This is a genomic window from Cellulomonas sp. P1_C4 (assembly GCF_056406355.1).
This window is the reverse complement of record NZ_JBFUAI010000009.1, coordinates 1-12,300: the sequence shown is the minus strand read 5'-3', so window position 1 is coordinate 12,300 and position 12,300 is coordinate 1. Positions and strand designations below refer to the sequence as shown.

The window sequence follows — 12,300 nt, the reverse complement described above, 5'->3', positions numbered from 1 at the left end:
GTCCGATTGGCCGTCGCGATCCCGGGTGATATGCGCGGACCATTGCGACATGGAGATCCTCAGGTACCGGGCGTTCACCACTGCCGAGCCGAACCCTGACTCGGGCAACCCGGCCGGCGTCGTGCTGGACGCCGAGGAGCTCGACGACGCGGACATGCTCCGGATCGCGGCGGAGCTCGGTTTCAGCGAGACGGCGTTCCTCACCACGATCGAGCGGGACGCGGCGCGGGTCCGGTACTTCACCCCGCGCGCGGAGATCGCGTTCTGCGGGCATGCGACGGTCGCCTCGGGGTGGCCCTGGCGCAGCGGCGGAACGCGGCACCCGTGGTGCGGTTGACGACGAACGCGGGGCTCGTCCCCGTGGAGGTGACCGCGCAGCGGGCGACCCTGGTGGCGGTCGATACCGAGGTCGAGGAGCTCGACGACGACGACCTCCTCGACGAGTTGCTGAGCGCACTCCGGCTCGACCGCGACGATCTCGACCCCGTGATGCGTCCGGCGCTGGTGCACGGCGGCAACCTGCATCCCCTCGTCCTGGTGCGCGGCGGCGTCCTCGAGAGGCTCGACCACGACGGCGACGCGGTGCTGACGCTGCAGGACTCGCACGGATGGGACGGCACAGTGCCGGTCGTCCACCGGCTCTCGGCGACCCGGTTCGCCTCGCGGAACCCGTTCCCGCGGGGTGGGATCCGGGAGGATCCGGCGACGGGGTCCGCGGCGGCCGGGCTCGGCGCCTACCTGCKGGCCGGAAGGCACGTCGACGTGCCTGCCGTGATCACGGTCGACCAAGGGGCAGAGGCGGGGCGACCGTCGCTCCTCGTCGTGGAGGTTCCGCGCGAGGGCCGCGTCCGAGTCACGGGGACGGCAGAGGAGATGTAGCGCCGTCCGCGAGGAGGGCAGCGATCATCGCCTCGGCGACGAACGTTCCGTAGCGCTCGACCGCCCACCCTCGGCGCAGGACGAGCAGCTCGAACAGCTCCGGCGAGCTGTAGGTCCACAGGACATCAGCCGCGCTCCCGAGGTCGAGGCCGGCACGCAGGTGGCCCGCGTCCGCCAGGCTCGCCGCGTTGTGCGTCATCCGCGTCAGCCGGGACTGGTCCATCTCCGTCTGGAGCTCGGCCATCGCGGGGTCGTTGATCGCGGCGTCCCGCACCAGCAGGAGGATGGGCGCGATCCGCGGCGCCACCTCGGCCGTCAGCGCGCCCCAGCCACGGATGATCGCGCGCGGGTCCGGTTCGCCGCGCTGGAGCTCGTCGGACCGTTGCTCGGCAGGGACGGGACCGACGCCTGCGAGCGCACCGTCGCAGACGGCCCGCACCAGGCCCGCCTTCCCGCCGAACACCTTGTAGATCGTCTCGACCGAGACGCCCGCCCGGGCACCGATCGAGGCGATCGTCGTCGCGGCATAGCCCGTCGCGAGGAACAGGTCGCGGGCGGCATCGACGACGGCCGACCGCGACCGAGCCGCCTGTGCCTGACGCCCGCTGGCGTCGTACCGGCGCGTGGTGCTCTTGACGGCGGCCTCCTTTTAGTTCCATAGTGATGTATCGATTACATGGCACTGTAGCAAATATCTGGTCGACGTGCCCCTCACGGCCCACTCGTCGGGGCCACACCCACCTTTCCAGCTGGAAGCCGCTCATCATGGGGACCCCTCCGACCGTCCAGGACGGACCCGCGGCGCTCGTTCGTCGACTCTCCGCGGCGACCAACGCACACGACCTCGACGCTCTCGTCACCTGCTTCGCCCCGGCCTACCGCAACGAGACGCCGGCACATCCCGAACGGGGCTTCGTCGGCAGGGAGCAGGTGCGCAAGAACTGGCAGCAGATCTTCGCGGCCGTGCCCGACATCAGCGCCGAGGTGCTGCGGCTCACGGTCGAGGGCTCCACGGTGTGGAGCGAGTGGGAGCACCGAGGCACGCGCCCGGACGGCTCGCCCCACCTGATGCGGGGCGTCGTGATCTTCGGGGTCGAGCGGGGCTGCGCAGCGTGGGCGCGGTTCTACCTCGAGCCGGTGAATGACACCGGCGACGTCGACGACGCGGTGCAGCGCCAGGTCCGTCCGGGGGTGGCGCCGTGATCCTCGTCGTCGGCGGCACGGGCCGGCTCGGGAGTCTCGTCGTCGGTCGCCTGGCGGCGCGCGGCCTGCCGGTCCGCGTGATGACACGCGATCCGGCTCGTGCCGCGAAGGTCGTGAGCGACGGCATCTCGCTCGTGCGGGGCGACGTCCGCGATCGCTCCTCGCTGGCGCGCGCCGTGGACGGGGTGGCGGTCGTCGTGTCGGCGATGCACGGCTTCCCCGGCAGCCACGGTGCGGACCCCGCCGCGATCGACCGGGACGGCAACATCAGGCTCGCCGACGTCGCGCGATCAGCGGGTGCCGACCTGGTCCTCATGTCGGTGGTGGGCGCCTCGGCCAACCACCCGATGGAGCTGTTCCGGATGAAGTACGCCGCGGAGACGCACGCCACCTCCCTCGGGCTGCCCCTGACGATCGTGCGCGCCACGGCGTACCTGGAGCTGTGGATCGACATCCTCCGCCGGACGGCGACCAGGTCGGGCAGACCGGTCGTGTTCGGCCGAGGAGCCAATCCGATCAACTTCGTCTCCGTCGTCGACGTGGCGTCCATCGTCGACCGCGCCGTGACCGACACCTCGGCCCGGGGCCGCGCCCTGGAGATCTGCGGCCCGGCCTGCCTGACGATGAACGAGCTCGCGGACGCGGTGCAGGCCGCCGACGGGCGCCGCACAGCACCCAGGCACGCCCCCCGGGTAGCGCTCATGCTGGGGGCCACCACCATCGGACGGGTCCGACCAGCCGTCGGACGCCAGCTGCGGTCGGCTCTCGCGATGGACGAGGTCGACCTGAGCGCAGGTCCCGGCTCCCTGCCCGTCGGCTACGCCAGACCCGAGACGACCGCCGCCATGGTCCTGTCCGGCACGATCGCTCTCGGAGACCACGGGGACCGGTCGACCACAGCGGGAGCGGCCTGAGCTCGGACCCAGGCGGTCCGCGCATCCACCGGCAATCGACCACGACGAGGTGTCGTAGCAGGACCGCTCGACCGGGGTCGCGAGTCGCGACCCGAGGGGTCACGGGTGAGGCTGCACCACTGCGCGTCACTGCGGTTGACTGACGGAACGCGGCTCGACGACGTTGGAGGGTGCACTGGTGCGGATCCTGGTGCTCGGCGCCGGCGTGATCGGCGGTGTGTACGCGGGCAGGCTCGTGCAGTCGGGGCACGACGTGACCCTCCTGGCCCGCGGTGCTCGTCTGGCCGACCTGCAGACCCATGGGCTTGTCCTGCACGATGCCGAGACCGGGGACCGCTCCGTGGTGACAGTGCCTTCGGTCGGCGAGCTCGCCGCAGACGATCGCTTCGAGCTGGTGCTGGTCCCGGTGCGCGCTGAGCAGCTCCGGGGCACCCTGCCCGTCCTGACGACAATGACGGACGGCTCCGACGTGCTGTTCTTCGGCAACACGGCCGACATGCAAGCCGAGCTGACGGCCACCTTGGGTAGCCGTGCGCTGTTCGGCTTCCCGGCGGCGGGAGGCATCCGGGACGGCCCGGTCGTCCGGTACGTGCTGATCCGGCAGCAGAAGACGATGCTCGGCGAGTCGGACGGCAGCACCAGTCCCCGAGTCAGGCACCTGCAGCGTGTGCTCGAGGGAGCCGGGTTTCCCACCCTCATCAGCGCCGACATCGAGGACTGGCTGGTGGGGCACGCCGCGTTCGTCGTGCCGATCGCGTTCGCGCTCTACCGGGTCGGGGGCGACCCGACCACACTCGCCGCCGACGCGGCCACCCTGCGCCTCATGGTGAGCGCCACCCGCCAGGCGTTCGCCGCCCTGCGCGCCGACGGCAACGCCGAGATCCCCACGAACCTGCGCATCCTCTACCGCCTCCCGGATGGGCTGGTCGTCCGCTACTGGCGCCGTGTGCTCGACGGTCCCCGAGGGGAGCTGTGGTTCGGCGCACACAGCCGGGCCGCCCCCGAGGAGATGCACGAGCTGGCCCGCGGCCTGAGCGAGGCCGTACGACGCACCGGGCGTGCGACGCCCGCCCTCGACCGTCTCCTGGGATGATCACGCGATCAGCCTGCGGCCGCGGAGGCACGCCGCGCGCTTGAATGAGTCATGGCCCCGGAACACTCACCCGCCGTGGAGCTCGAGGTCGGGTCCCGCACCGTGCGGATCTCCAACCCCGACCGCGTCTACTTCCCCGCCAGCGGGGCGACCAAGCTCGACCTCGCGAGCTACTACCTCGCCGTGGGTGACGGGATCGTGCGTGCGCTGCGGGAGCGCCCGTGCATGCTGCACCGCTACCCGACGGGCGTCGCCGGGGAGAAGGTGCACCAGAAGCGGTTGCCGCGCGGGGCGCCGCCCTGGATGGAGACGGTGGAGCTCTACTTCCCGCGCTACGGCCGCACCGCCGACGAGCTGTGCGTGACCGAGCTCGCCCACGTGATCTGGGCGGTGCAGATGTCGACCGTCGAGTTCCACCCGTGGAACAGCCGCCGGGGCGACACCGAGCGCCCCGACGAGTGGCGCATCGACCTGGACCCGATGCCGGACTGCCCCTTCGACCGGGTCCGGCGAGTAGCGCACGTGGCGCGGGAGGTCCTGGACGAGCTGGGCGCGGTCGGCTGGCCGAAGACCTCCGGCGGCTCCGGGCTGCACGTGTACGTGCGGATCAGGCCCGAGCACGGGTTCGCGGACGTGAGACGAGCAGCGCTCGCCTTCGCGCGGGAGGTGGAGCGCCGTGCACCGGGAGACGTCACCACCACCTGGTGGCGGCGCGACCGGGACCCCTCGCTCGTGTTCGTCGACTACAACCAGAACGCCCGCGACCACACGATCGCCTCGGCCTATTCGGTCCGCGGAACCCCGGAAGCCACGGTGTCGACGCCGCTGAGCTGGGACGAGATCGACGACGTCGACCCCCGCGACTGCACGCTGTTCACGGTCCCCGCGCGCTATGCCGAGCTCGGCGATCTCCATGCCGGCATCGACGACGCGGTGTTCGACCTGGCGCCGCTGCTGCGCTGGGCCGAGCGCGATGAACGCGACGGCGCCCCGGCACCCCCAGAGGACGACGCGTGACCGGACGCCTCGCCGCCGGTCGGTCGCTCACACGACGAAGGCCCGGACCATCAGGTCCGGGCCCCTGTTCGTCGACCCGGTGGGACACGCATACACCGCGCTGACAGAGTTCTATCCCCGTGCGGAGCCCGGATCCAGGTCGTGACTCAAGGGGCGCGGAGTCCTGGACAGGGTGAGGCCCGCCGGGAGGTCAGCGATGTGGGCCTCCTCCTCGGACGCGACGTCGAAACGCACGCGGGCACCGCCCAGCGGCACGTTCTCGACGCGCACGCGACCGAAGCCGGGCGGCATTGCGGGCGACAGCCAGACCGTCTCGTGCGGCAAGCAGGGGTCGTACCGCAAGAGCGTGCGCAGCAGCAGCAGCGGGGTGGTCGTCGCCCAGGCCTGGGGCGAGCATGACGTCGGGTACGGGACCGGACCGCCGGGGTACTCGTCACGCGCGAACCCGCAGAAGAGCTCTGGGAGCCGACCACCGAACCGGTCGGCGGCGTCCAGCAGCCCGACCGCGATGCGCTGAGCATGCTCGACGAATCCGTAGCGCATCAGCCCAGCGGCGATCAGGGCGTTGTCGTGCGGCCAGACCGATCCGTTGTGGTAGCTCGCGGGGTTGTACGCCCCCATGTCCGAGGCCAGCGTGCGCACGCCCCAGCCCGTGAACATCGAGGGCGACAGCAGCCGGTCGGCGACGAGCTCCGCCTTGTCCTCGTCGACGATGCCGGTCCAGAGACAGTGCCCGACGTTCGATGCGGACGCGTCGACAGGGCGCTTGTCGCGATCCAGGGCGAGCGCGAACATGCCGCGGTCCGGTAGCCAGAAGCGCCGGTTGAACTCGTCCTTGAGCACGGCGGCGCGGTCCCGCCACTCCTGGGCCAAGCGGTCGTCCCCCTGGTGCCGGGCGAGCAGGGCACGCGCGACGTAGGCGGCGTACACGTAGCCCTGGACCTCGCACAGCGCGATCGGCGCGCGCGGGAGGGAGCCGTCCGCGAACGTGATCCCGTCCCAGGAGTCCTTCCAGCCCTGATTCGCCAAGCCGCCTTCGTGCAGGCGTTCGTACTCGACGAAGCCGTCCCCGTCACGGTCACCGTGCTCGGTGACCCACTCCAGGGCGCGATCGACGTGCGGCATGAGCGCAGCGAGCTCGTCGTCACCGAAGCCCCAGCGGCACAGCTCCCCGACGAGCCCGACGAACAAGGGTGTCGCGTCCGCGGTGCCGTAGTAGACGCCCCCGCCGCCGAGGGCGAGTCCCGTGTCGACGCCGAGCCTGACCTCGTGAAGGATCCGGCCGGGCTGCTCCTCGGTCAGCGGGTCGACCTTGCTGCCCTGGAAGTGGGCGAGCGTCTGGAGGGTGCCGAGCGCGAGCGACTGGTCGACCGGCAACGCCATGAACGACGCGAGCAGCGAGTCCCGACCGAACAAGGCCATGAACCACGGGGCACCCGCGGCGACCGCGGTGCGCTCGGGATGTGCCGGGTCGGTGATGCGCAGCGCCCCCAGATCGGTCTGGCTGCGTTCCAGGATGCGCTGGAGCGACTCGTCCTCGACGTCGACCACCGGCGCGTGCTCTCGCCAGGCTCGATAGCGCCGCGACGGGGCCGAGTCCTCCAGCGGCTTCCCCACGGGAAAGCTGCTCGCCACCCGCGCGCCGTCGACGACCGGGTGCGCGATGACGTGGCCCGACCACGTGCCGCGGGCCGGCACGGTCACCCGGAACGTGACGCCGCTGACGTCCGGCTCCCCACCGTCGGACGTGATGACCACCCCACGTCGGTGACCGTGCCACTCGGCCTCGAGCACGACCTCGTTCGCGTCCACGCGGGCGCTGTGGTCCCAGACCCGCTTGACCCGACCGTCCTTGACCTCGAAGAGATCGGCAAAGTCGGCGGCGACCCGGACCGTGAGCACGAAGGTCGCGGCGGCCCGCCCGTAGTTGCGGACCAGCACGTCCTCGCGCAGGCCGGTCGCCACGCGCCGTTGGCGCTCCACCACGAGGTCCGTGTCGTCGAGTCCGTCCCTCGGGTTCCGGCCGACGAAGACGGCGCGGAACGGCTCGGGCGTCATGACCGCGAGCGCCTCGAGCGGTCGACCGTCGAGCAGCACCTGCCAGGCCGAGATGATGCGGGTGTCTTCGAAGAAGACTCCGTGAGGTCGGCGGGGATCAATGTCTCCGTCGATCCCCGACAGGCAGAACGAGGAGCCCTCGAAGAGGGTGACCGCGCCCGGCCCACCGACCGAGGTCATCGTCTCGTCGGGCGTCGACATCATGACGGGCGGGAGCGGTGTGCGGCGGTCCCGGACGCTGCGGCCAAGACGGGACGGCCGTTGGCGACGATGTCGGGCGGCTGCGCGGCGCGGGCCGGCCGTGGCGCCTGCGGCCGCTCGGACGCACGCGCGGCAACCACCCGCGAGTACAGCTCGAGGTGGTCGTCCACCATCCGCCTGGTCGAGAACCGCTCACGGGCCGCCGTCCGGCAGGCGCCCCGGTCGAGCGCACCCGCCAACTCGAGCGCGCTCACCAGGCCACGTTGGTCACGCCGCAGGTAGCCAGTGATTCCGTCGTCGACGATCTCGGGTGCTGCTCCGGCCGGGGTCGCGACGACGGGCGTGCCGCACGCGAGCGCCTCGATCATCACGAGCCCGAACGGCTCGGGCCACTGCATGGGATCGAGCAGCGCCGTCGAGCCTCCGATGAGCGCGAGCTTGTCCCGCTCCCCGAGCTCACCCACGTACTCGATCTCGCGCGACAGCAACGGCTCGACCTCCTGCTCGAAGTACTGGTACTCGCGGGGTTCCCGGAGCTTGGCCGCGATCTTCAGAGGCATCCCCGCCGCGCGCGCAACGAGGACCGCCTCCCGCGGGCCCTTCTCCTTGCACATCCGGCCGACGAAGGAGACGTAGCCGCCGTCACCGGCACCGACCGGGACCCGGTCGACGTCGATGCCGTGATGGATCACCGCGGCGACGGGTATGCCGCGGGCCGTCGAGGCCTGGTGGTGGGAGATCGCGATGATGGCGACTCCGCGCATCGCTTCGTAGAGGGGTGCGAGCGCCGAGTTGAACGGCCCATGGTTCGTCGTCACGATCGGCGGCGTCCCGTCCGGGTGCTCCAGCAGGGGCCCGGCGAGCGTGTGGTCGTGGATGAGGTCGACATCGCGCATCGCCGCGTAGGCGTTGATGACGTGGGTCAGCTCGGAGACCGCGTCGCCGGTCAGGGGGCGGTCCGCCGGCGCCGGCGCCGTCCCGGGCACCTGGCGTACCGGGCACTCGCTGTTGGCGGCGGCCGCCAGAAGGACCTCGTGGCCCGCATCCAGCAGACCCCGGGCCAGGCGGTCGATCACAGACTCCGTACCGCCGTACGCCGGCGGCGGTACGGGGACCCAGGGTGGGGCGATGATTCCGATGCGCATGGTGGTCGTCCTCGTGCGGCGGAGAGCGCCACGCCTCGACGCGAGATCGACGCTACGCCCGGCATCGCCCGCCCGCGCGGGCAAGCCTCGACCCCCATGCGGGCACCGGGTGCGTGCGACGTCGGCTCGTCGGATAGTGGTGCGACCGGTGCGGCGGATCGTCCAGCCACGTGCGACGACCGTGCCTCGAGGCGAGGAGCCCGCCCATGGCCCAGCCCAGCACCCCTCCCGGCGTCCCCGGAGCAACCCCCGCCCCTCCCGAGGAGCCGACAGACCCGCGCGATCCCCTCCCGCCCAAGCCCTCGACGACCGGCCCCGCGCCGGTGTCCGCGACGGGGCGCGACCTCGCGGAGGGCGACGCAGCCCGTCAGCAGGCCGGACGGTGGCTCACGACGGCAGGCGGAGTGCCGCTGTCCGACACGGACCACTCCCTCAAGGCGGGGCGGCGGGGTCCGACACTCCTTCAGGACCACCACCTGCGCGAGAAGATCACGCACTTCGACCACGAGCGGATCCCGGAGCGCGTCGTGCACGCCCGCGGCGCGGCCGCGCACGGGACATTCCAGTCGTACGGCACCGCTGCGCAGCTGACGTGCGCGCAGTTCCTCCAGGCGGAGGTCGTCACGCCGGTGTTCGTCCGGTTCTCGACCGTCGTCGGGTCACGCGGCTCCGCCGACACCGTGCGGGACACGCGCGGCTTCGCGACGAAGTTCTACACGGCCGAGGGCACGTTCGACCTGGTCGGCAACAACATCCCGGTGTTCTTCATCCAGGACGCGATCAAGTTCCCCGACGTGATCCACGCCGTCAAGCCGCACCCCGACCTGGAGATCCCGCAGGCGCAGAGCGCGCACGACACCTTCTGGGACTTCGTCTCGCTGCACACCGAGGCCCAGCACCACACGATCTGGAACATGTCCGACCGTGGTATCCCCCGCTCCTACCGCACGATGGAGGGCTTCGGGGTCCACACGTTCCGCCTCGTCGCCGACGACGGCGGCACGACGTTGGTGAAGTTCCACTGGAAGCCGCGGGCCGGCGTGCACTCCCAGGTGTGGGAGGAGGCCCAGCTCGCGGCCGGGGCCGACCCGGACTTCCACCGTCGCGACCTCGCGCTGGCGATCGAGTCCGGCGCGTTCCCGCAGTGGGAGCTCGGCGTGCAGGTCTTCCCGGACACCCCGGAGCAGGTGTTCGAGGGGATCGACCTGCTCGACCCGACGAAGCTCGTCCCCGAAGAGCTCGCGCCCGTGCAGCCGGTCGGGCTGCTGACCCTCGAGGCCAACCCCCGCAACTACTTCGCCGAGACCGACCAGGTCGCGTTCCACGTCGGGCACCTGGTCCGCGGCATCGACGTCACCGACGACCCGCTGATGCAGGGGCGGCTGTTCTCCTACATCGACACCCAGATCAGCCGGCTGGGCGGACCGAACTTCACGCAGCTGCCGATCAACCGGCCGCACGCCCCGGTCAACGACATGCTGCGCGACGGCATGCACCAGAGCGCGGACCACGTCGGGGTCGCCCCGTACCGACCGAACTCGCTGGACGGCGGGTGCCCGTTCCAGGCCGGAGCAGATCTGGCGTTCCTCGACGTGCCGACCGCCGTCGGGCCGGCCGTCAAGGAGCGCGGGGCGCCCGCGTCGTTCGACGACCACTTCAGTCAGCCGCGACTGTTCTGGGCCAGCCTCTCCCCCGTCGAGAAGGCCCACACCGCCCAGGCGTACACGTTCGAGCTAGGCAAGTGCTACGAGCAGGCGATCAAGGAACGCCAGCTGCAGGCGCTCGCCAACATCGACGCCGAGCTGTGTGCCATCGTCGCGCGAGGTCTGGGTCTGCGGGCGCCGAGCGCGACCCAGGTGCCTGCCGACGTCACTCCAAGCGCCGCGCTCTCGCAGGTGGGAGACGTCTGGCCGATCGCCGGCCGTGTGGTGGGTCTGGTGGCCGACGACTCGACCGACCTGGACGTGCTCGAGGCCGTGCACGCGGGGCTGGCCGAAGCCGGCGTCCTCCCGCTGGTCGTCTCCCCGCACGGTGGGCCGCTGGCGGACGGCCGCCCGGCGACCGTCGCCCAGCGGACGTGGCTGACCGCCAGCTCCGTCGAGCTCGACGCGGTCGTCCTTCTCGGGTCGGCAGCGCCGGCGCCGGACGCTCGTCCGGTGTTCGACGCCAAGGCCGGCACCGCCGCCGACGGTGTGGACCCGCGGGTGGCCAAGATGGTCCAGGAGGCCTACCGCCACGCCAAGGCGATCTTCGCCGTTCCCGACGCCCGCGGCGTCCTGGCAGCGGCGGGCGTGGACGAGTCGGCGGCCGGCGTCGTGGTCGCCGCGGAGGCCGCCGTCCTGGTCGAGGCCCTCGAGGTGGCACTCGGTCGGCATCGCGTCTGGGACCGGTTCGGCCCGAACGTCGCATGACACCGCATCACGTGGTCATCGTCGGGTCGAGATTCGGCGGGGTGATCGGCGAGGCGCAACAGCGCTGATCCTGCCTTCGTCGACCCAGCGGTGCTGCGGCCGCGCACACCGTGCCGCGCTCAGCGGCCGATGACAGGCAGCGCCTCGAGGTGGACCGCCTTGAGCACGGTCATGCCCTCGAGCAGGTCGGGGCCGTAGCCTGCGCCGGCGCCGCTGTCCTTGCGGGGGTCGGCCGAGCCGCCGGGGGCGCCGCCGAAGACCGCGTTGACCTTCACGGTGCCCACCTCCAGCTCGTCGGCTGCACGCAGCGCATGCTCGAGGTGGGGCGTGAGCACGGTCGCGGCCAGCCCGTACCTTCCGCCACCGGCGAGCTCGAGGCCGGTGGCGAAGTCCGGCACCCTGGTGATCGCCGCGACCGGTCCGAAGGTCTCCTCGGTCATCACGTCCATGGCGGGCGTGCACCCGTCCAGCACGGTCGGCGGATAGAAGCACCCGTCGCGGGCGAGCCGGCGCCCGCCGGCCAGCAGCCGGGCGCCGGCGGCCACGGCGGCGTCGACGTGCCGCTCGACGACGGCCAGCTGCTCCTCGTCGACGAGCGGCCCGAGGTCGGTCGAGCCCACGCGGGGATCGCCCACGCGGAGCGCGTCGCACACCGAGACCAGCTCTGCGAGGACCTCGTCGGCGACCCGTTCGTGCACGTAGACACGCTCGACCGACGTGCACAGCTGGCCGGTGTTGGTGAAGGCACCCGTCGCGATCTGCCGCGCGGCCCACGCCGGGTCCACGCCCTCGTCGACGAGCAGCGGGTCCTTGCCGCCGTTCTCCCGGATCACCCGCGCCCCTCGGGCACCCGCGACGGCCGCGATCCGACGACCGGTCGCCGTGCTCCCGACCTGCGCGACGAGCGCGACACGCGGGTCCGCGACGAGCGCCTCCCCCGTGGCACCGTCGCCGTTGACGACGTCGAGCACGCCGTCCGGCAGGTGCTCCGCGATCAGGCGCGCCAGGTGCCAGCCGGGCAGGGCGCTCCGCTCGGACGGCTTGTGCACGACCGTGTTGCCGGTCACCAGCGCCGCGGCGATCAGGCCCGCCGCCGCCGGGTAGGGGTCGTTCCACGGGGTGATCACGGCGACGACACCGTGCGGCACGCGCCGCACGAGGTCGAGCGCCGGGGAGCCTCCGCTGAGCACCCGACCGGCAGCGCCGAGGCCGGCGGCGGCCGCCTCGTCGAGCAGGTCGGCGGCGACACGGGCCGACTCCGTCGACTGCGTCAGCAGCCGCCCCGTGCTGCGGCACAGCTCGTCGCCGAGCATCTCGGCGGCGTCCCGCACGGCGGACGCGGCGGCGCGCACCGCGTYGGCCCGGGCGCCGGGTGCGGT

Annotated in this window: 10 protein-coding genes and 1 pseudogene; 7 read left to right on the top strand and 4 right to left on the bottom strand. The window is 72.2% G+C overall.

What is annotated here, in order from left to right; genetic code table 11:
* Positions 1–49 precede the first annotated feature (49 nt).
* Complete coding sequence (locus tag AC1DYZ_RS08600) at positions 50–337, top strand: PhzF family phenazine biosynthesis protein (protein ID WP_477064787.1); 288 nt, start codon at positions 50–52, stop codon at positions 335–337.
* Positions 292–879 carry a PhzF family phenazine biosynthesis protein gene (locus AC1DYZ_RS08595; protein WP_477064786.1) on the top strand — a complete coding sequence of 196 codons (588 nt, stop codon included), beginning with the start codon at positions 292–294 and terminating at the stop codon, positions 877–879. The genes AC1DYZ_RS08600 and AC1DYZ_RS08595 overlap by 46 nt, the downstream gene beginning before the upstream one ends.
* On the opposite strand, the pseudogene AC1DYZ_RS08590 reads toward AC1DYZ_RS08595, so the two are convergent.
* Positions 854–1,432, bottom strand: a pseudogene (locus tag AC1DYZ_RS08590) (TetR/AcrR family transcriptional regulator); the annotation flags it as partial. The gene AC1DYZ_RS08595 and the pseudogene AC1DYZ_RS08590 overlap by 26 nt on opposite strands.
* A gap of 212 nt (positions 1,433–1,644) precedes the next feature.
* Here AC1DYZ_RS08590 and AC1DYZ_RS08585 point away from each other — a divergent pair.
* The 4 genes from AC1DYZ_RS08585 to ligD all read left to right on the top strand — a co-directional run bounded on the left by AC1DYZ_RS08585 (position 1,645) and on the right by ligD (position 5,106).
* Positions 1,645–2,082 carry a nuclear transport factor 2 family protein gene (locus tag AC1DYZ_RS08585; RefSeq protein WP_477064785.1) on the top strand — a complete coding sequence of 146 codons (438 nt, stop codon included), beginning with the start codon at positions 1,645–1,647 and terminating at the stop codon, positions 2,080–2,082.
* The gene (locus AC1DYZ_RS08580) at positions 2,079–2,996 is read left to right on the top strand and encodes an SDR family oxidoreductase (RefSeq protein WP_477064784.1); all 918 of its coding nucleotides are present in this window, start codon (positions 2,079–2,081) and stop codon (positions 2,994–2,996) included. The genes AC1DYZ_RS08585 and AC1DYZ_RS08580 overlap by 4 nt, the downstream gene beginning before the upstream one ends.
* A gap of 178 nt (positions 2,997–3,174) precedes the next feature.
* Entirely contained in the window at positions 3,175–4,089 is a 915-nt protein-coding gene (locus AC1DYZ_RS08575) for a ketopantoate reductase family protein (RefSeq protein WP_477064783.1), read from the top strand.
* A gap of 51 nt (positions 4,090–4,140) precedes the next feature.
* Positions 4,141–5,106 carry a non-homologous end-joining DNA ligase gene (gene ligD / locus AC1DYZ_RS08570; RefSeq protein ID WP_477064782.1) on the top strand — a complete coding sequence of 322 codons (966 nt, stop codon included), beginning with the start codon at positions 4,141–4,143 and terminating at the stop codon, positions 5,104–5,106.
* 111 nt (positions 5,107–5,217) lie between these two features.
* Here the strand turns inward: ligD and AC1DYZ_RS08565 are convergent, their stop codons facing one another.
* Both AC1DYZ_RS08565 and AC1DYZ_RS08560 read right to left on the bottom strand, forming a co-directional pair.
* Positions 5,218–7,344: an amylo-alpha-1,6-glucosidase gene (locus AC1DYZ_RS08565; RefSeq protein ID WP_477064781.1), complete on the bottom strand. Its 2,127-nt coding sequence runs from the start codon at positions 7,342–7,344 to the stop codon at positions 5,218–5,220.
* A 20-nt stretch (positions 7,345–7,364) separates the two neighbouring features.
* Complete coding sequence (locus AC1DYZ_RS08560; protein WP_477064780.1) at positions 7,365–8,510, bottom strand: glycosyltransferase family 4 protein; 1,146 nt, start codon at positions 8,508–8,510, stop codon at positions 7,365–7,367.
* 206 nt (positions 8,511–8,716) lie between these two features.
* On the opposite strand from AC1DYZ_RS08560, the gene AC1DYZ_RS08555 reads away from it, so the two are divergent.
* The gene (locus AC1DYZ_RS08555) at positions 8,717–10,921 is read left to right on the top strand and encodes a catalase (RefSeq protein ID WP_477064779.1); all 2,205 of its coding nucleotides are present in this window, start codon (positions 8,717–8,719) and stop codon (positions 10,919–10,921) included.
* Positions 10,922–11,040: 119 nt separating this feature from the next.
* Here AC1DYZ_RS08555 and AC1DYZ_RS08550 read toward each other — a convergent pair.
* A partial coding sequence (locus tag AC1DYZ_RS08550; RefSeq protein ID WP_477064778.1) for an aldehyde dehydrogenase family protein occupies positions 11,041–12,300 on the bottom strand: 1,260 nt, incomplete at its 5' end.